Genomic DNA, 18,367 nt, shown 5'->3' on the forward strand with positions numbered 1-18,367 from the left:
TCCTACACGGTCTCTGTGAGCTGCCGAAGGCTGCGATCTTTTGATCTTCTATTTCAAAGCAATCCGCTTTCCGGCTCGACTGGCAATCCCACTCGCCTGCCCATTCTGCTGCTTGCCCATTCGCGCCTGGGTGATCAATCCCGGGATCAATTCACCCTCCGGCAGGTTTTTCCAGAACCGCACCGGCAAATGCCCCTGCATGACTTTCGGGTTCAACCGCGCCGGGTTGAAGATGTGGCTGTAGTAGGTCAACCACAAATCGCCGTGAGGGTCGTCGACGTTCTGCGCCAGTTGCTGCCATTCGATCGGGCACTGCCGTTCGTGAATCAATTGCTCGCCGTCGTAATAAACGCCGTCACGCGGCGTGGCGATCAACCAGCGATGCTGGCCCATGCGCCCGATGAAGTGCGCGCTGGCGCTGTGCAGAATGTCATGGGCCGGCTCGTGCCACGCCACGTATTGTGGACCGGGCTGATCCTTCGGCCGCTCGATAAAACGCACAAACGCATGCAGATGATGGGCCTCGCGGCTGACCTGTTTGATACGGCGCTGCAATTCGCTGCCGAGTTTATCGCCGGCCATCATCGCCGTGCGGTCGCCGTGACTGACGCGCCAGAGCACTTCATACAACAGGCTCCAGCGCTGTTCACCGCGATAGCGCGACGCTTGCTCGAGGGTGTCGAGCAGCGCACGGGGAATACGCGCCTGAAACGGCCCCTGCCCTTCGGGCACGTGATCATCACTGGCAAACAGATCGCCAACGCCTTCCGCCGCCCAGCTCACCAGACTTGGATCGATTTCATGGCTGAGCAACCAGCGCGCCTGCTGGCGCCAGCTGTCGAACGGATCGTCGCAATCGAGACTGATCATCCCCACAACCCCATCTGCTGCGGCATCGGCCGGTCGCGCAATTGCTGGTAGAGCATGTGGCTGGTGACTTCCGCCTGTTGCGGGTGGTAATCGCTGGTGATGATGAACGGCTTGGCCTTGGCCAGCACACAGCGCATCCGTGCTACGTCTTCGTAACGGATGCGGCGCTGGCGGCGCAGCTCGACCAGGCGCTCGGTGGTGCGCAAGCCAATGCCGGGGATGCGTGCGATCAATGACGCGTCGGCACGATTGAGGTCCAGCGGGAACACTTCGCGATTTTCCAGGGCCCAAGCCAGCTTCGGGTCGATGTCGAGCGCCAGATTGCCCGGGCCTTTGAGCAATTCATCTGCGCTGTAGCCATAGCTGCGCAGGAGGAAATCGGCCTGGTACAAACGGTGCTCGCGCATCAGCGGCGGCGCGGCGAGCGGTACGCTTTTCGGGCTGTCGGGGATCGGGCTGAACGCCGAGTAATAAACCCGGCGCAGACGGAAGTTGCCATACAGGGACTGGGCGCTGTGCAGGATGGTGCTGTCATCGGTGTCATCGGCACCGACAATCAATTGCGTGCTTTGCCCGGCCGGGGCGAACTTGGCCGAGCGCGGCTCGTTCAACACTGTCTGCACGCCGGTGTAGATGGTGTTCATCGCTTGCTTGATGGAAGTGATGTCCTTCTCCGGCGCCAGCGTCTGCAGGCTGGCGTCGGTGGGCAGTTCGATGTTGACGCTGAGACGGTCGGCATAACGCCCGGCTTCTTCGATCAAGGCAGGATCGGCTTCGGGAATGGTCTTCAAATGGATGTAGCCGCGAAACTCATGCTCTTCGCGGAGCAACTTGGCGACGCGCACCAGTTGCTCCATGGTGTAGTCTGCCGAGCGGATGATCCCGGAGCTGAGAAACAGGCCGCTGACGCAGTTGCGCCGGTAGAAATCCATGGTCAGCGTCACGACTTCTTCCGGGGTGAAGCGCGCACGCGGTACATCACTGGAACGGCGATTGACGCAGTACTGGCAATCGTAAAGGCAGAAGTTGGTCAGCAGGATTTTCAACAACGACACACAGCGCCCGTCCGGCGTGTAGCTATGGCAAATGCCCATGCCATCCGTCGAACCTAGCCCGCTCTTGCCCTCGGAGCTGCGTTTGGGCGCACCGCTGCTGGCGCAGGAGGCGTCGTACTTGGCGGCGTCGGCGAGGATGCTGAGCTTGTCGATGATTTGCATGGCACGGGCTCTTTACTGTGTGCATATACAGTATAGGCTCGACCGCCGCGAAACAAGTTGACGGATGACCCCTCGTCGGCTGGCCATCCAGTTTGCGGCGTGTGGGAGCGAGCCTGCTCGCGAAGAGGCCCTGCCAGTCACCGCAACTCAGTGATCAAACCGCCCACTGCAGGATCAACCAGCCATTCGCCCCGCTGATCAACACAAACAGCCCCCACGCCAGCACCCGCGTCGGCCAGCGATTGACGAACGGCCCCATCAATTGTCGGTCGTTGGTCATGCGGATCAACGGGTACAGGGCGAACGGCAGTTGCAGGCTGAGCACGACCTGGCTTAACACCAGCAACTTGCCGATCGCGCCGTCACCGAGCAACCAGACGCCAATGAACGCCGGAATCAGCGCCAGGCCACGAGTGATCAGCCGCCGCTGCCAGCACGGGATGCGCAGGTTCAGATAGCCCTCCATGATCACCTGACCGGCGATGGTCCCAGTGAACGTCGAACTCTGCCCGGACGCCAGCAGTGCCACACCGAACAACACACTCGCCAGCGCACCGCCCACCAGCGGATCGAGCAAGTGATAGGCGTCCTGAATGTCGACCACATCGGTATGTCCGGACTGGTGGAACGCCGCCGCGGCGAGAATCAGGATCGCCGCGTTGACCAACAACGCCAAGGCCAGCGAACCGATGGTGTCGATCCGCGCCAGTTTCACCGCGTCCTGCTTGCTCGCCAGATCCTTGCCGATCATCCGCGTCTGCACGATCGAAGTGTGCAGATAAAGGTTATGCGGCATCACTGTGGCGCCGAGGATGCCGATGGCCAGATAAAGCGGCGCAGCATCGCCAATAGCCGACAGCGACGGTTTGAAGCCCATCGCGACGTCTGGCCAGTAGGGTTTGATCAGCAACAGCTCAACGAAAAAACACACGCCGATAGTCGCGACCAGCACCAGCATGATCGCTTCGAGACGGCGGAAACCACGGTTTTGCAGGGCCAGCACCAGCAGCGTGTCGAACGCCGTCAAAGCGATGCCGAAGGTCAGCGAACAGCCGAGTAGCAGGTGAAATGCCAAGGCGCAGCCAAGCACTTCGGCGAGGTCGGTGGCGATGATCGAGATTTCCGCCAAGACCCACTGCAAACGCGCGGTCGGCGTGCTGTAGCGCTCACGGGACAGCTGCGCCAGATCGCGCCCGGTTGCGATGCCCAACCGCGAGCACAGGCACTGCACCACCATGCCGGCCAGACTCGCCAGCAACACCACGAACAACAGGCTGTAGCCAAAGCGCGAACCGGCCTCGATCGCGGTGGCCCAGTTGCCCGGGTCCATGTAGCCGATCGACACCAGCAAACCGGGGCCGGCGAAGCGCAGCACACGTTTGAAGAAGGAAGCAGTCGGATCGACCGCGACGCTACCGGCGACTTCCGGTGGACAAAACGGCGCGGTGGCGATTTTGGGCAAACTGAATTTCACGCACACATCCAGAAACAAACACGGGAGCCCGGCAGCTTAGTCGTTTCGCCCAAAGCCTTGAAGAGCAAAGATCGCAGCCTTCGGCAGCTCCTGCATGGGTAAGGCGATGTCCTGCAGGAGCAGCCGAAGGTTGCGATCCTCTGATCTCATCGGTTCCCGCCCAGTAACTGCTCGCGCAACTCGGGACTGCGCGTACGCGGGTCCAGCCAGATATCAAAAAACGCCTTGGCAAACTGCGGATCCTCGATCTCATGCTGAAGCTTCTGGCCGACAAAAAACCGCGCGCCCTGCCCCGGCAGATACACACCGGTAATCCGCGTGCCGGCCTGCACGTCGACAAACGATTGCTGCATTTGCGTCTGCCAGCCAGCCAATTGCGCAGAAGTGACCCGGGGACCGGCAAGGCGTTTGATTTCTTCGACGCTGGTGCTGACCAGATCGTCTCGCGAGATTTTGCGCCGGTAGATCAGCTCCAGGGCAAACGGCTGGCCGTCCGCCAGAGGCCGCGCGGCACTCCACAAGCGCGCGCTGTAAACATCGAAGCCGAACACGCTGAAATCGCCGCTGCCAATGATTTGCGCCCCTGGCACTGCGTCCTGCCAATTGGCCCACGTCGGCGTCAGCAACAGTGCCCACAAGCCGATGCCACAACAGCCACGTACGAGCTTCGGTGTTCTGTTCATCGCCGTATCGTCTCCGCTGGCTGCTGATGAGCAAAGCATAGCTGGATTCGCACCTGAATTTTTGTATACAAAAATTGCGAACATGGGCAGCAATCTTCAGTCGGCAGTGCTAACGTGGCTCATTCTGATCCGACGGAGACACCCGCGTGCTGATCCTCAAACTGCTGCTGATTCCCGGTTTTCTCCTGCTGATTTCCCTGGCGGGCAAACGCTGGGGGCCGAGCGTGGCCGGATGGCTGTCGGGATTGCCGGTGGTGGTCGGGCCGATTCTGTTCTTTCTGGCGATCGAACAAGGGCCGCAGTTTGCCGCGCAATCGGCGGTGGCGGCGCTGTCGGCAATGTTCGCGATGATTGCGTTCTGCATCACCTATGCGCAGGTGGCGCAGCGGGCCAATTGGCCATGGGCGTTGACGATTTCGCTGGCGGTTTGGGGCGTACTGGCGGCGGTGTTGTCGGTCATTCCGGCGTCCTTGCCGTTCTCGGTGATTGCGGCAGCGGTGGCACTGCTCGCTTCGCCTTATCTGTTCCCGGAGGTGCAGCCGGTGTTGAACGGGCCAGCACCGAAGTCGGACAAACTGATCTGGCGAATGATTGCCGGCGCGGCGCTGACACTGGTGGTGACGATGCTCGCCAGCACTGTCGGCGAACGCTGGACCGGGCTGCTGGCGGTGTTCCCGGTGCTGGGCAGTGTGATGGCGGTGTTCTCGCAACAAACCCGCGGTCCGGCCTTCACCGCTGCGTTATTGCGCGCAACGGCGACCGGCATGTATTCGTTTTCGGCGTTCTGCCTGGTGTCGGCCTTGACGCTGCCGAGCATGGGCCTCAGCGGCTTCGTGGCAGGCGTAGCGGTGTCGGTAGCGATGCTCGGGGTGACCAGGCGTCTGCTGGCGCGGCCAGTGGCCAAAGCGCAAGCGCAATAACCGCCCGGACGAATCGCGCTGGAACGCCCGGTGTGCTCCGTGGGATGATCGCCCGCCTCGCGCGACCATTTCCCGGAGATTCAGATGTCATTGTTGAGCAAAAAAGCCGTCGTCCTGATGCTGGCGGCCGTCGCCGGTTTCGCCGCGATCAACGCACACGCCGCCAAGGAAAAAGTCAAAACCGAGAAGGTCTCGCTGCTTGACGGCAAGTTTGCCTTCGTCCTGCCCAAAGGCTTTGTCGCCGACCCGTTGCCCGCCAGCCCAAGCGGGGCCAAGGGCACGATGTACACCAACCAGACCACCAAAACCGTGGTCATCGCCGCCGAAAACCAGATCCCGGCCGGGCAGAACGTCAAGGATAACGACGGTGAGTTTCTCGACGGCAGCGTGTCGAGTTTCATCAACGATCAGCGCAAGGCCCTGCCGGACTTCAACAAGCTCAGCGAGAAAAGCCTGACCCAGAAAGGCACCGGCCTCGGCCTGCGCCAGGTTGACAGCACCGCCACCCAAGGCGGTGGCCAGACCCTGAACACCACGCTGCTGGCCGGCTCCGGAACGAAGATGGCGTTGGTGCAGGTGATTTCCCGTGCCAGCGACAAGAAAGGTCACGATGCCCTGGTTAAAGCCATCGTCAAGGATTGAGCCGCTGCAACCAGCCATTCAGATCGCGCAATTCGGCCGAACTGATGCTGTGGCCGACGCCCGGATACGCGTGAAGCTCGGGCTTGTAATCGAGTTTCTGCAATAGCGCATTGGCCTCGGTGCCGTGGCGGTAAGGTACCGGGTCATCGGCAGTGCCGTGGCCGATAAAGATGCTCAGCGGCAGCGGCGGTTGGCCAGGCTTGAGTTCGGCTTTGAGCACCGGCAACAAGCGCCCGCTCAACGCGGCAAAGCCGCCCACGGCCGCCGGGGCGCGCAGGCCGACTTCGTAGCTCATCATCGCGCCCTGGCTGAAGCCGATCAGGTAAACCTTGTCCGGCGCGGCGTGATATTTCCTCGCCGCCTGGGCGATAAAGTCGCGCAGTTTCTGACCGCTGACCTTCAGATCATCGGTCTCGCCGTTGTAGGCACCTTCGCCCTTCTTGCGAAACCACTGGTAACGTCCTTCACCCAACGTCATCGGCGCGCGCACGGAAAGGTAGTTGTACTGCGCCGGCAGCTGAAATTTCATGCCGATCAGATCGGCTTCGTTACTGCCGTAGCCGTGCAGGAAAATCACCAGCGGACGTGGTTCGGCGTCGGCGTGGACCTGTTCGAGGTATTTGAGTGGCAGATCGGATTGCAGGGTGGTTTGCGCGTGGACGGCGGTGGATGCGAGCAGGGTCAGCAGGGCGAATAGTTTCAACATAAAGCCTTCCTTCACAGAGTGTCGGGTTCGCGGGGAGCCTAACATTCTCGGCTGAGGATCCAAATTTTGTGCTGTGGCTAATGCCGCTATCGCTGGCAAGCCAGCTCCCACAAGAATTGCGGCGTCTCCAAAATTTGAGATCAACCGCAACCCTGTGGGAGCTGGCTTGCCAGCGATGGGGTCAGCAAATTCAGCGAAGAGCCATCAGTCGTTGGTCAGCTTCCCGGTTCTAAAAGGCACCCGCCCCGCCACTTTCGCCTGCCAGATCCCCGGCTCGGTATAACGCCCGCGATCAATCGCAAAAAGCACCCCGCTGGTGCCGGCGCGCACGGTGGTCACGCGATCCTGCAACGGGTCAACAACCTCGAACAGCGCGTCGCCCTGCTCGACCCACTCGCCAGCATTGCGCAAGAAACTGACCACGCCGTGGTGCGGGGCGAACAGGTATTCGGTGCCTTCAAACGGCAGACCTTCACAACATTCGCTCGGCGCCGCCGGCCAGTCGCCGCTGATGAAGCCCTGCTCGGCGAGGAAGCCAAGAATCGCTTCGCAGTTGGCCTGAGCCTGATCGACACGAGTGTCGCCCATGCTGCCCAGCTCCAGCGTGGTCGCCAGGTTCGCCGGCGGAATCGCCGCATGAGGAAATGCTTTGGCCAGACGCAACCACGGTGTCGAGCACGATTCATCGAACGAGCTGCCGCCGGAATCCTCGCAGAGCAAAGCTACGCCGGCCTTTAGTCGCGCCGCAAGAGACTGCCACTGCGGCCAGTGTTGCGGCAGCGCGTAGAGGTGAATCGCAGCGTCGAAATCGCAATGCAGATCGAGGGTGATGTCGGCGTCGCAGGCGTGGCGCAGCAACAGGCGATGCAAGGCTTCCAGTTGCGAGGCCGGAGTCGGCAGTTCCTCGAAGACCTGAGCCATGGCCTGGCGAATCAGCGCGACATTGGCCTCGGCATCCGCGCCCAGACGCTCGCCAACGAGCGCCGCTACCGGCGCGCTGAGCTCGACGAATGCGCGGTTGAAATTCTTGCCGCTGCCCAGTTCGAAGCGGCCCATGTGATTGCCTTGCAGATGCTGATCCAGGCCAATCGGATTGGCCACCGGCACCAGTTCGACAACGCCCTGCAAACGGCCCTGCTGCTCCAGTTCGTTCAAACGCAGCTTGAGTTCCCATGCGGTGCGCATGCCCGGCAGTTCATCGGCGTGCAGGCTGGCCTGGATATACACCTTGCGGCTGCCAGCGCCGTAACGGAACACGCTGAGCGAGCGCTCACTGCCCAAATGGCTCCAGGGCAGAACGTGGTCGATGCGTTGCATTGTTGACTCCTCATATCTGCATCACACAGGTCCCCTGTGGGAGCGGGCTTGCTCGCGAATGCAATGTGTCAGCCACTATAGATGCTGAATGTTAAACCGCATTCGAAAGCAAGCTCGCTCCCACAATGGATCTCTATCAGTACAACGAAAACATAAAAAAATGGCCACCGCGCAAACGGGGCCACTTTTTTTCACGGCGTATTAATGGCCGTACACGTCAAAGTCGAAGTACTTGTCCTGGACTTTCTTGTACTCGCCATTGGCGCGGATTTCGGTGATGGCTTTGTTGAACTGCTCAGCCAGCGCGGTATCGCCCTTGCGCACGGCAATGCCAGCACCGCCGCCGAAGTATTTGGCGTCTTCATAAGTCGGGCCGACGAATTCGAAGCCTTTGCCGGCGTCGGTTTTCAGGAAACCGTCGCTGAGGTTGACCGAGTCAGCGAGCATCGCGTCGATACGTCCGGAAACCATGTCGAGGTTGGCTTCCTGCTGCGAGCCGTAGCGCACCAGTTCGATCCCGGCCGGAACCAGCACTTCGGTCGCGTAACGGTCGTGAGTACTGGCGCGCAGCACACCGACTTTCTTGCCTTTGAGTTCGGTCAGCGGGTTTTTCACGCCCGAGCCTTCCTTCATCACGAAGCGCGCCGGGGTGTGGTAGTACTTGATGGTGAAATCGACGTTTTTCTTGCGATCGTCAGTGATGGTCATCGACGACAGGATCGCATCGATTTTCTTCACTTTCAGTGCCGGGATCAGGCCATCGAACTCTTGCTCGACCCACGTGCATTTGACCTTCATCTGCGCGCACAGCGCATCGCCGATGTCCACGTCAAAACCAGTGAGTTTGCCGTCAGGGGTTTTCATCGAGAATGGCGGGTAACCGGCTTCGATACCGATGCGGATCGGCTTGGCGTCTTCCGCCACAGCGGTCAGGGACAACATCGACAGTGCCAGGGCACCGAACATCACTAGCTTTTTCATTTATTACTCCCGTGCGGAGGCTTTTATTGGCAGCTTTCGATTCAGCATTCGGTCATGGCGTTCTAACGGCAAAAACCGAAGTGGTCGGCAGTCTATGGCGACGCGCACGGGGGCAATTGTTTTTAAGCGACAAATACTTACAGAACATCGGCGCACGCATTGACGAGGATCAACGCGTGCGCCGTGGCGGTGCGAAGGCTGTAGGACAAGACTGTTTGCAGAGCAAAAAATGTTGTTTCCCCTGCAGGCGCTGCCGAAGGCTGCGCCTACGGAGAGATCAGCATTCGCAGGCGACGGGTGTGTTGGCGACTGCCGCCGCGTTGAGGTTGAAACCTTCATCCAGCCATCCGGTGACGCCGCCGATCATCTCTTTGACTGGATAGCCCAACGCGGCAAATTTCACCGCAGCCTTGTTCGCGCCGTTGCAATGCGGTCCGGCGCAATAGACCACGAACAAAGTGTGTTTCGGGTAATCGGCCAAGCGCTCCGCCGTGAGCAAGCGGGTCGGGATATTGATCGCGCCGGGCACATGGCCGCGCTCGAACGCCAACGGGCCGCGCACGTCCACCAGAACAAAATCGACCTCCCCGGCCTGGTGGCTACTGAATACGTCGGAACAATCGGTTTCGAAGGTCAGACGATTGCTGAAATGCATCAGGGCAATCGCCGAAGGCGCGGCGGGAATTTCGCGAACCAGGCTGGTCATGCTGTGTTGCTCCTTTGTCTGTGAGGTGTGAACAGACTTTATCGAGACGGCGCTTACCGCTACAGTGGCGCGCAAGACACCGACCGGGAGTTTTCCGCCAAATGCTCACTCAGCCCAATCTGGTTGCCATTCTGGCCTACGATGGCCTCTGCACGTTCGAGTTCGGCATCGCCGTGGAGATCTTTGGCCTGGCGCGGCCAGAGTTCGACTTCCCTTGGTACGCGCATGCGATTGCGGCGGTCGATCAAGGCCCGATGCGCGCCATGGGCGGGATTCAGGTGCTGGCCGATGGTGGCCTGGAACTGCTCGCCGATGCACGCACCATCGTCATTCCCGGCTGGCGCGATCGCAACGCCGCGGTGCCGTCAGCGCTGATCGACGCATTGCGTCAGGCCCATGGCCGAGGCGCGCGGTTGCTGTCGATCTGCTCGGGCGTGTTCGTCCTCGCCGCCAGCGGTCTGCTCGACGGCCACCGCGCCACCACGCACTGGCGCTACACCGGTGAACTGGCGCAACGCTACCCGGCGATCGAGGTCGATCCAGACGTGCTCTACGTCGACGCCGGTCAACTGATCACCTCCGCCGGCAGCGCCGCCGGCATCGACGCCTGCCTGCACCTGGTAACCCGTGACTTCGGCACGCAGGTCGCCAACGCCGTCGCGCGGCGCCTGGTCATGTCGCCGCAACGCACCGGCGGCCAGGCCCAATTCATCCCCACCCCGGTCAGCCCGACGCCGCGCAGCGACCTGTCGCGCGTCATGCAATGGGCCCGCGAACGCCTGCACGAACCACTCGAAGTCCGTGATCTGGCCAGTGAAGCGGCGATGAGCGAGCGCACGTTTCTGCGGCGCTTCACCGAAGCCAGCGGCCAATCGCCGAAAACCTGGCTGCAACATGAACGCTTGGCGCGGGCACGTGAGCTGCTCGAGAGCACCCACCAACACACCGAGCAGATCGCCCAACGCTGCGGCTATCGCTCGGTGGAGAGTTTTCGTGTGGCGTTTCGTAGCGTGGTGGGCGTACCGCCGTCGGTTTATAGGGAGCGGTTTGGGCGAAGCAACAAGCTTTCGCTCCATCCCACGGCGTTTTAAGCGCTGATGTTGACGGCGAGGACGGCGGAAACGCTCGGCGGGGAAAATTGTAAAACGGAAAAATGCGGCTTGCTTTATATTGGTTCTGATATAACCTGAAAATCAAACGTGGACGGGCATTTCTTGCAATACAACTCACCGTCGCCGCTTACGTTCAGCTATTACGCTTTTCCTTTTGACACAGGACTAGCCGATGCAGAAACACAAGGATGTGGTGTTCGTGGGGAGCGCGTTGAAAGATATCAAAGCGTTTCCGGTTGATGCCCGCAGGGCGGCGGGGTTTCAGCTGGACCTGTTGCAACAGGGTGATGACCCTCTCGATTGGCGCCCTATGAAAACCGTAGGACGCGGTGTCAACGAAATCAGGATCACTGAGGACTCAGGGGCGTTTCGCGTGTTTTATGTAGTCAATCGACCTGAAGCAATCTATGTGCTTCACGCCATGCACAAAACCACACGTAAAACGGAAATCAGAGATATCGAACTGGCCCGGGCCAGATATCAGGAAATAGGTTAAGCCATGAAGGAACATCAAGACTCATCCCAACAATTTTCCAGTGTATGGGATGCATTGGAGGACACGCCTCAGGAAGCTGCCAACATGCGTTTGCGAGCCAAGCTCATGCGTTCGCTTTGCGAGACCATTAGAGCGTGGGAGCTGCCTCAAAAGGACGCGGCACAAAGATTGGGAATCTCGCAGCCACGCCTTAATGATGTACTCAATGGGAAAATCGACAAATTCTCGCTCGATGCACTGGTCAACCTGTCAGCTGCTGCAAGGCTGGAGGTGGACATTTGCTTTCCTTCAGCCCCGTTGCAATGGGCCTGACAATGTCCACCCTAGCATCCGAGCGGGGAAATCGAGGGAGTTGAATAGCATTCAACTTCGTAGCTAACCATCGACATCATCCAGCTGCACAGGCGTTCCGCTGGATGATTCCTCCCCTTCAATCCTCCCGCGTCAAAACCTCCAACAACTCAATCTCAAACACCAGATTCGAATTCGGCGGAATCTTGCCCATGGTCCGCTCGCCGTACCCCAGATGCGCCGGTACCAGCAGTTTGCGTTTGCCGCCGACCTGCATGCCCATCAGGCCCTGATCCCAGCCTTTGATCACGCGTCCAGTGCCGATCACGCACTGAAACGGTTTGCCCCGGCTCCAGGACGAGTCGAATTCAGTGCCGTCTTCCAGCCAACCGGTGTATTGGGTGGTAATCAGCGCGCCCTTCACCGCGGCTTTGCCGTCGCCCGGTTGCAGGTCGATGATTTGCAGTTCGTCTGTCATGTCGTTGGCTCTGTTGAGATATTTGCAGGCGGCGTTTTTCGCAGAATCCGTTGCCGATGGCAATCCATGGAACCGAAAACACGCCTTACCGCTCACATGTGTATCGACATCGTATGACGACAAGGATGCTTTGATGACCGACTCTCGATTGCTGCGCAGTTTCATCCCGCCCTACATCCTCAACCGAATCATTGCTCACGGTTCGGAGCCGCAGCGCAGCGCCGCGATGCAGACGCTCAACCACGTGCGCAGTCTGCTGCCCAATCCCGGCCGCCCTTCGCAGCCGCCGGCGCGCGCGATTCTGCCGGAGGCGACCAAGCCTGGCCTGGCCCGGCGCAGCGTGCATGATGCGCAGAACAAAATGCTCTTGCCGGGCATGCCGGTGCGTCTCGAGGGCCAGCCGGCGTCGGGCGATCCGGCGGTCGATGAGGCTTACGATGCGCTGGGCGCCAGCTATGATTTCTTCTGGAAAGTGCTCGGTCGCGACTCGATCGACAATCAAGGTTTCGCGCTGATCGGCAGCGTGCATTACGGCCAGGGCTACGAGAACGCATTCTGGAACGGTGCGCAGATGGTCTTCGGTGACGGCGATGGCGAAATCTTCCAGCGCTTCACCCGCTCGCTCGACGTCATCGGCCATGAATTGGCTCACGGCGTCACCGAAAGCGAAGCCGGGCTGATTTATGCCAACCAGTCCGGCGCGTTGAACGAGTCGCTGTCAGACGTGTTCGGTGTCTTGACCAAGCAATACACCCTCGGTCAAACCGCCGAGCAGGCCGACTGGTTGATAGGCGCCGACCTGCTGATGCCTAAGATCCAGGGCAAGGGCCTGCGCTCGATGTCGCACCCCGGCACGGCATATGACGACCCGCTGCTGGGCAAGGACCCGCAGCCGGACCATATGCGCAAGTTCGTCATCACCAGCGAAGACAATGGCGGCGTACACATCAACTCCGGCATTCCCAACCGCGCGTTTTACCTGGCAGCCCGAGCATTTGGCGGCTTTGCTTGGGAAAAAGCCGGACGCATCTGGTACGACACACTATGCGACAACCGCTTGAGCCAAGAGGCAACGTTCGACGCGTTTGCAAAATTGACCATCGACCACGCTGCTCAGCGCTTCGGCGCCGAAGCAGCCGGCTCAGTGCAGCAAGCCTGGGCACAGGTCGGCATCGAATAATCCGAGGAGACTGTATGAAAACGCTACCCGAGCTGGATGACGATTCCGTTTTGCGCGTATCTCGCCAGGGTGGCGTTGCAGCGATTCACAGCCTGAGCCGCCCGAGGGAAATCGAATTCGCGCAATGCGACATCAGTCAGCGTTCAAGAATCTGCTCGGTGCTTGAGGGGTGTCTGCCGCTGGACAGCAGCGAATCCGGACGTGGTGATCAACGCTTTTATCAGATTGAGGTGCGCTATCAGTCCGGGGAAATGGTGTTGAAGGTGCCGGAGGACCGTGCACCGGGGGAGCTGGTGCATTTGTGGGACAAGGGGGAGCTGCTCTGATTCATGCTGGCGGTTCTTCTGCGTCGACAACTGACGATGTGCGCGGGCCAAAGCCCGCGGTCTGGCCGAATACGACACCGTTGAACGTGTGCGTACAGCACTCGCAGCTCGGCGTCATGTCCTGCGCCTTCAGTTTCGGATTGACCAGTTGCAGGAGATTTTGCTCGTCGACGTAAAGCCCGTTGAAATAACTGGACTCACCCAGTCGCACGACTTCTTTGCGATCCTTCTCATGGATGGCAACCATCCAGAACACCGGCGCTGATTGATCCAGTCGCGCCACAGCTTCGCTGAAAATGGCATCCCAAGAACCGCCAACCCGAGACAGCAGGAAGCGAAACAACGGCGTGTAATCTCGCCCGTATTGTTTGCCTGGGTGCATCGAACTTCGCATGCCTTCGTCACGGCTTGCAGCTTTGCTGTTGCGCTGATCGCGATAATGCGCAACTGATTCGTGGCGACGAACACCCCACGTTCGAGTATTCACTTTGCGGTAAAGCGGTTTCTTGTCCAATCCCTTGTTCCTCATCCAGACGTCCGCTGTTTTACCGGAACGGCGTTCGAATGCAATCAGCCATCCGTGGCCAATTGTAAAGCCGAGGCTATTTCTCGACCGGCTGCATCTCGACAATCGTGCCATTGGTGATCATCACCATCACGTACTTGTCATTGATCTGCACCCACTGCGCCTGCTCGATCGGTGCTTTCAGACCTTTGGCTTTCCAGTTCTTCAGCGCCTTGTCTTCGCGCTGGTACATTTCCGGCGCGCGGTCGTTGACCTTCAGCTGGCGATCGCTGGTCGGCGATTGCACAGAGGGGTCGCTGGAGGTTTGCGCCGCTTGAACAATGGGCGTGATCCCGGCAATGCCCGCAACAAGGGCCAGGCTGGCGATTAGGGTTTTGCTGTTCATCGGTGAACCTCTTTCAGATAGGTAGTACCTGAACTCCGACTGTGCGGCGCGGGAAACATTCCTTGTTTTTTGCCAGAGATGGACACTAGAGGGCTTCGTCCATCAGACCGCCATCGCTGGCCAGCCAGCTCCCACAGGGATTGGTGTTTCACCAAATTTTTTGACCGGAGCTCCGATCTCTGTAGGAGTGAGCCTGCTCGCGATAACCTTCGACTGGCAAACATCATTTTCGCCTGATACCGCTATCGCGAGCAGGCTCACTCCTACAAGAGCAAGAGCAAGAGCAAGAGCAAGAGCAAGAGCAAGAGCAAGAGCAAGAGCAAGAGCAAGAGCAAGAGCAAGAGCAAGATCAAAAGATCGCAGCCTTCGGCAGCTCCTACAATTGGATTGGGCACGACCTCATGATCGGGTCGGCTGCCAGGCCGCCTTCGCGAGCTGGCCCGCTCCCACAGAAAAGCAAAGCAGCGCAGCTGCCCGCGGCGAAGCCGCCCCACTCAACATTGAGCGTTAGCTCGAGTGCTTTTGATCCACGGGCGACGTCGGAAGGCTGAGTGGAGGGATTGATCCGGGCGTGGAAGCGCAGCGACCGTCTGGCGCAGCCAGACACAGCGCAAGGAGGTGCAGCGAAGCAAACCGTAGCCGCTGCGCCCGGATCGATCCCGCAGCGAAGGAACCCGAGCCTGCGAGGGCCGAACGCAGGAGCAAGCCTTTTCGGTTACCTTTTCGGCGTTTGGAAAAGGTGACTCGCCGTAAGGGCGAAACCCTAAGCAGCCGTTACCGCAGCAACGGATATGTACCCGGTCAACCAGCTCGACAAAAAGCCTTCGCGGGCACGCACGCTCCCACATATGCCGCTAAGCACCGAAAGCATTGATCCGCCCCGCGCATCAATCCATGCCAACAATGCAATTAACAGATTGTTACATCTGCGCCACCATCCACCTCAATAAAAACCGTGCGCCGCTTCTCCGTAGCGCACGTCATAAAAGCGGTGGAGTACTTTTCCTATGACAGCCTCAATCCCAACCAACGGCTCGCGGGCCGGTGCCATCTTCCGGGTGACCTCGGGCAACTTCCTCGAACAGTTCGACTTCTTTCTGTTCGGCTTCTACGCCACGCAGATCGCGGCGGTGTTCTTCCCGGCGAGCAGCGAGTTCGCCTCCCTGATGATGACGTTCGCGGTGTTTGGCGCAGGCTTCCTGATGCGTCCGCTCGGCGCCATTGTGCTCGGTGCATACATCGATGATGTCGGCCGGCGCAAAGGTCTGATCGTCACCCTGTCGATCATGGCCAGCGGCACGATATTGATTGTGCTGGTGCCCGGATACGAAACCATTGGCCTGTTCGCTCCGGCGCTGGTGCTGATCGGCCGGCTGCTGCAAGGCTTCTCGGCCGGTGCGGAACTGGGTGGTGTGTCGGTGTATCTGTCCGAGATCGCCACGCCGGGCCGCAAAGGCTTTTTCACCGCTTGGCAGTCGGCCAGTCAGCAGGTCGCGATCATCGTCGCGGCCGCGCTGGGCTACGGTCTGAACCAGTGGATGGAGCCACAAGCCGTGGCTGCGTGGGGCTGGCGCATTCCTTTTTTCGTCGGCTGCATGATCGTCCCGTTCATCTTCTTCCTGCGTCGTAATCTGGCGGAAACCGAAGAGTTCGCCGCGCGCAAACACCGTCCGAGCATGCGCGAAGTGTTCCGCACCCTCGGCCAGAACTGGGGCGTGGTACTTGGCGGGATGTTGATGGTCGCGTTGACCACTACCGCGTTCTACCTGATCACCGTGTACGCGCCGACCTTCGGTAAAACCGTGCTGCACCTGAGCACTTCCGACGCGCTGCTGGTGACGCTGCTGGTGGGTGTTTCGAACTTCTTCTGGCTGCCGATTGGCGGTGCGTTGTCCGACCGTATCGGCCGTCGTCCGGTACTGATCGGCATGGCCTTGCTGGCGCTGGCCACGACTTATCCGGCGCTGTCGTTCCTGGTGCAGGCGCCGAGCTTCACCAACATGCTGCTGTCGCTGCTGTGGCTGTCGTTCATCTACGGCTTGTACAACGGCGCGATGATTCCGGCGCTGACCGAAATCATGCCGGTGGAAGTGCGCGTCGCCGGTTTCTCCCTGGCCTACAGCCTGGCCACGGCGATCTTCGGCGGTTTCACCCCGGCGATGTCGACCTTCCTGATCCAGTACACCGGCGACAAAGCCGCGCCAGGTTACTGGATGAGCATCGGTGCCCTGTGCGCGCTGTGCGCCACGCTTTATCTGTACCGCCGTGCCGGTGGTCGTCTGCAACCTGTCGCGGCCTGAGGAAAACTCGCCATGAAAAAACTCTTTACTGTCACTGCCCTGCTCGCCGGTCTCGCTTTCAACTTCGCGGCCCAGGCCGAAGAACTCAGCGTGATGACCTCGGGTGGCTTCACTGCCGCTTATAAGATCCTCGGGCCGAAATTCGCTGCCGCCACCGGTAACACCCTGACCACCAGCCTCGGCCCGTCGATGGGCAAGGCGCCGGAAGCAATTCCCAATCGTCTGGCGCGCGGTGAGCACGCCGACGTGGTGATCATGGTCGGCTACGCCCTCGATGAGCTTATCAAACAAGGCAAAGTCGACCCGGCCTCCCGCGTTGAACTGGCGGATTCGCGGATCGGCATGGTGGTGCGTGAGGGCGCGGCGAAACCGGACATCAGCAATGTCGATGGTCTGAAGAAAGCCCTGCTTGATGCGCAGTCGGTGGCCTACTCCGACAGCGCCAGCGGCGTGTACATCGAGCAGCAGCTGTTCAAGAAACTCGGCATCGAAGACCAGCTGAAACCGAAGGCGAAAATGATCGCCAGGATCCCGGTCGGCTCGGTGGTTGCCACTGGCGACTATCAGTTGGGCTTCCAGCAGGTCAGCGAATTGCTGCCGGTGCCGGGCGTGAGTTTCGTCGCGAAGATTCCGGAATCGGTACAGTCGGTAACACGTTTTGCCGCTGGCATTCCGGTCAAGGCCGAGCATCCGCAAGAAGCCAAGGCCCTGCTCGCCTACCTCGCTGCACCGGCCGCTCAGGCTGACGTGCAGGCCACCGGGCTGGATTCGGTCAAGCGCTGAGCGTTGGCGGCTGGACGCGCATTTCTACGACCAGCCGCTCCAGTTCCAGTGCCGCCGGGGTCAACGTGCGATCCCGGCGCTTGATGATGCCGACACTGCGCATCACCTGCGGCTCAATCAGTGGCACCCGCGTCAGGATCGGATGATCCGGCCCAGGCATCGCCATCAACGGCACCGCCGCCACGCCCAAGCCCGCCTCCACCAGCCCGATCATCGTCGTCACATGCCGCGTCTCGCAGATGCTCTGCCGCTGCGGCACTACTCCGCCCAAGGCCTGATCAAGCAGAAAGCGATTGCCCGAAGTCTTGTCCAGCGCGATGTAATCCTGCTGATAGAACTCGTCCCAGCTGACGCTGCTGCGCCCGGCCAGCGGATGATCGCGGCGACAGGCGACAACGTAGCACTCCTGCACAAGCGGTTCGAACTCGACTTTGGCATCCTGCGTGCCGAGAAAACTCAAACCGAAATCCGCCTCGCCATTGACCACCGCACTCAACACATCGTGGGCGCTGGAATCGAGGACTTTGACCTTGATCCGTGGAAACTGCTGGTGATAGCGCGCGACCACGCGGGGCATGAAGTAGTACGCCGCCGACGGCACGCAGGCGACGGTGACATGGCCCAGACGCGTCGAGGCGACTTCGCTGATGCCGAGCAAGGCAATGTCGAGATCATCCAGCAAGCGCTCGACGCTGGGCATGAAGCCGCGCCCGGCCTGGGTCAGGCTGACCTTGCGCGTGGTGCGCTCGAACAGTTTCACGCCGAGGGCATCTTCAAGCTTTTCGATGCGCCGGCTCAGCGCCGGTTGCGACAGGCGCACGGTGTCGGCAGCCTTGCGAAAACTGCCCTGCTCGACCACCGCGCGAAAGGCTTGCAGGTCGTTGAGGTCGAAGTTGATGGCCATGGCGTTTCCGGAAATTGATGCGCAGGGGTTATAAATGTAACCAGTTGATGCAAATTATTACAGGCCTGAT

The 18,367-nt window shown here is 60.2% G+C and carries 21 protein-coding genes; 9 read left to right on the forward strand and 12 right to left on the reverse strand.

Going from position 1 to position 18,367, the window contains the following annotated elements; genetic code table 11:
* Window positions 1–48: 48 nt before the first annotated feature.
* The 4 genes from ACMYUN_RS03490 to ACMYUN_RS03505 all read right to left on the reverse strand — a co-directional run bounded on the left by ACMYUN_RS03490 (window position 49) and on the right by ACMYUN_RS03505 (window position 4,244).
* The gene (locus ACMYUN_RS03490) at window positions 49–870 is read right to left on the reverse strand and encodes a TIGR03915 family putative DNA repair protein (RefSeq protein ID WP_415762883.1); all 822 of its coding nucleotides are present in this window, start codon (window positions 868–870) and stop codon (window positions 49–51) included.
* Window positions 867–2,087, reverse strand: coding sequence for a putative DNA modification/repair radical SAM protein (locus ACMYUN_RS03495; RefSeq protein WP_039762216.1), 1,221 nt, complete (start codon window positions 2,085–2,087; stop codon window positions 867–869). The genes ACMYUN_RS03490 and ACMYUN_RS03495 overlap by 4 nt, the downstream gene beginning before the upstream one ends.
* A 154-nt stretch (window positions 2,088–2,241) precedes the next feature.
* Window positions 2,242–3,561, reverse strand: a complete 1,320-nt coding sequence (locus ACMYUN_RS03500) for an Nramp family divalent metal transporter (RefSeq protein ID WP_415762885.1) — start codon at window positions 3,559–3,561, stop codon at window positions 2,242–2,244.
* 146 nt (window positions 3,562–3,707) lie between these two features.
* Window positions 3,708–4,244: a chalcone isomerase family protein gene (locus ACMYUN_RS03505; protein ID WP_415762886.1), complete on the reverse strand. Its 537-nt coding sequence runs from the start codon at window positions 4,242–4,244 to the stop codon at window positions 3,708–3,710.
* 146 nt (window positions 4,245–4,390) lie between these two features.
* Here ACMYUN_RS03505 and ACMYUN_RS03510 point away from each other — a divergent pair, with 146 nt between their 5' ends.
* A complete protein-coding gene (locus tag ACMYUN_RS03510; RefSeq protein ID WP_415762887.1) occupies window positions 4,391–5,164 on the forward strand; it encodes a hypothetical protein in 774 nt (257 codons plus the stop codon).
* An 84-nt stretch (window positions 5,165–5,248) separates the two neighbouring features.
* Window positions 5,249–5,806, forward strand: coding sequence for a hypothetical protein (locus ACMYUN_RS03515; protein ID WP_415762888.1), 558 nt, complete (start codon window positions 5,249–5,251; stop codon window positions 5,804–5,806).
* Here the strand turns inward: ACMYUN_RS03515 and ACMYUN_RS03520 are convergent.
* The 4 genes from ACMYUN_RS03520 to ACMYUN_RS03535 all read right to left on the reverse strand — a co-directional run bounded on the left by ACMYUN_RS03520 (window position 5,796) and on the right by ACMYUN_RS03535 (window position 9,516).
* Entirely contained in the window at window positions 5,796–6,512 is a 717-nt protein-coding gene (locus tag ACMYUN_RS03520; protein WP_415762889.1) for an alpha/beta hydrolase, read from the reverse strand. The genes ACMYUN_RS03515 and ACMYUN_RS03520 overlap by 11 nt on opposite strands.
* Window positions 6,513–6,716: 204 nt before the next feature.
* A complete protein-coding gene (locus ACMYUN_RS03525; protein WP_415762890.1) occupies window positions 6,717–7,829 on the reverse strand; it encodes a succinylglutamate desuccinylase/aspartoacylase family protein in 1,113 nt (370 codons plus the stop codon).
* A 201-nt stretch (window positions 7,830–8,030) separates the two neighbouring features.
* Window positions 8,031–8,810 (reverse strand): ABC transporter substrate-binding protein, encoded by a 780-nt coding sequence (locus tag ACMYUN_RS03530; RefSeq protein WP_415762892.1) that lies wholly within the window; start codon window positions 8,808–8,810, stop codon window positions 8,031–8,033.
* A gap of 277 nt (window positions 8,811–9,087) precedes the next feature.
* Window positions 9,088–9,516, reverse strand: coding sequence for a rhodanese-like domain-containing protein (locus ACMYUN_RS03535; protein WP_415762893.1), 429 nt, complete (start codon window positions 9,514–9,516; stop codon window positions 9,088–9,090).
* Window positions 9,517–9,617: 101 nt separating this feature from the next.
* Between ACMYUN_RS03535 and ftrA the strand changes: the two genes are divergently transcribed.
* The 3 genes from ftrA (at window position 9,618) to ACMYUN_RS03550 (ending at window position 11,436) form a co-directional block, all read left to right on the forward strand.
* Entirely contained in the window at window positions 9,618–10,607 is a 990-nt protein-coding gene (gene ftrA, locus ACMYUN_RS03540) for a transcriptional regulator FtrA (RefSeq protein WP_415762894.1), read from the forward strand.
* 193 nt (window positions 10,608–10,800) lie between these two features.
* On the forward strand, window positions 10,801–11,124 hold the full coding sequence (locus ACMYUN_RS03545; protein ID WP_415762895.1) for a type II toxin-antitoxin system RelE/ParE family toxin: 324 nt from the start codon (window positions 10,801–10,803) through the stop codon (window positions 11,122–11,124).
* 3 nt (window positions 11,125–11,127) lie between these two features.
* On the forward strand, window positions 11,128–11,436 hold the full coding sequence (locus ACMYUN_RS03550; protein WP_415762897.1) for a helix-turn-helix domain-containing protein: 309 nt from the start codon (window positions 11,128–11,130) through the stop codon (window positions 11,434–11,436).
* Window positions 11,437–11,554: 118 nt separating this feature from the next.
* Here the strand turns inward: ACMYUN_RS03550 and ACMYUN_RS03555 are convergent, their stop codons facing one another.
* Entirely contained in the window at window positions 11,555–11,893 is a 339-nt protein-coding gene (locus tag ACMYUN_RS03555) for an FKBP-type peptidyl-prolyl cis-trans isomerase (protein WP_041477007.1), read from the reverse strand.
* 133 nt (window positions 11,894–12,026) lie between these two features.
* Between ACMYUN_RS03555 and ACMYUN_RS03560 the strand changes: the two genes are divergently transcribed.
* Together ACMYUN_RS03560 and ACMYUN_RS03565 are read left to right on the forward strand one after the other, a co-directional pair.
* On the forward strand, window positions 12,027–13,073 hold the full coding sequence (locus tag ACMYUN_RS03560; RefSeq protein WP_039762235.1) for a M4 family metallopeptidase: 1,047 nt from the start codon (window positions 12,027–12,029) through the stop codon (window positions 13,071–13,073).
* A gap of 14 nt (window positions 13,074–13,087) precedes the next feature.
* Window positions 13,088–13,399, forward strand: coding sequence for a protealysin inhibitor emfourin (locus tag ACMYUN_RS03565; protein ID WP_039762237.1), 312 nt, complete (start codon window positions 13,088–13,090; stop codon window positions 13,397–13,399).
* Between the two features lies 1 nt (window position 13,400).
* On the opposite strand, the gene ACMYUN_RS03570 is transcribed toward ACMYUN_RS03565, so the two are convergent.
* Both ACMYUN_RS03570 and ACMYUN_RS03575 read right to left on the reverse strand, forming a co-directional pair.
* Window positions 13,401–13,913 (reverse strand): hypothetical protein, encoded by a 513-nt coding sequence (locus tag ACMYUN_RS03570; RefSeq protein ID WP_415762899.1) that lies wholly within the window; start codon window positions 13,911–13,913, stop codon window positions 13,401–13,403.
* 88 nt (window positions 13,914–14,001) lie between these two features.
* The gene (locus ACMYUN_RS03575; RefSeq protein ID WP_039762238.1) at window positions 14,002–14,310 is read right to left on the reverse strand and encodes an RcnB family protein; all 309 of its coding nucleotides are present in this window, start codon (window positions 14,308–14,310) and stop codon (window positions 14,002–14,004) included.
* 1,007 nt (window positions 14,311–15,317) lie between these two features.
* Between ACMYUN_RS03575 and ACMYUN_RS03580 the strand changes: the two genes are divergently transcribed.
* Both ACMYUN_RS03580 and ACMYUN_RS03585 read left to right on the forward strand, forming a co-directional pair.
* A complete protein-coding gene (locus ACMYUN_RS03580) occupies window positions 15,318–16,610 on the forward strand; it encodes an MFS transporter (protein WP_016775219.1) in 1,293 nt (430 codons plus the stop codon).
* A 12-nt stretch (window positions 16,611–16,622) separates the two neighbouring features.
* Window positions 16,623–17,393, forward strand: coding sequence for a substrate-binding domain-containing protein (locus ACMYUN_RS03585; RefSeq protein ID WP_039762240.1), 771 nt, complete (start codon window positions 16,623–16,625; stop codon window positions 17,391–17,393).
* On the opposite strand, the gene ACMYUN_RS03590 is transcribed toward ACMYUN_RS03585, so the two are convergent.
* On the reverse strand, window positions 17,383–18,297 hold the full coding sequence (locus ACMYUN_RS03590; RefSeq protein WP_039762241.1) for a LysR family transcriptional regulator: 915 nt from the start codon (window positions 18,295–18,297) through the stop codon (window positions 17,383–17,385). The genes ACMYUN_RS03585 and ACMYUN_RS03590 overlap by 11 nt on opposite strands.
* Between the last annotated feature and the right edge of the window lie 70 nt (window positions 18,298–18,367).

Origin of the sequence: Pseudomonas sp. CP4, assembly GCF_047758505.1 — a bacterium.
GTDB classification, from domain to species: Bacteria; Pseudomonadota; Gammaproteobacteria; order Pseudomonadales; family Pseudomonadaceae; genus Aquipseudomonas; species Aquipseudomonas fluorescens_AO.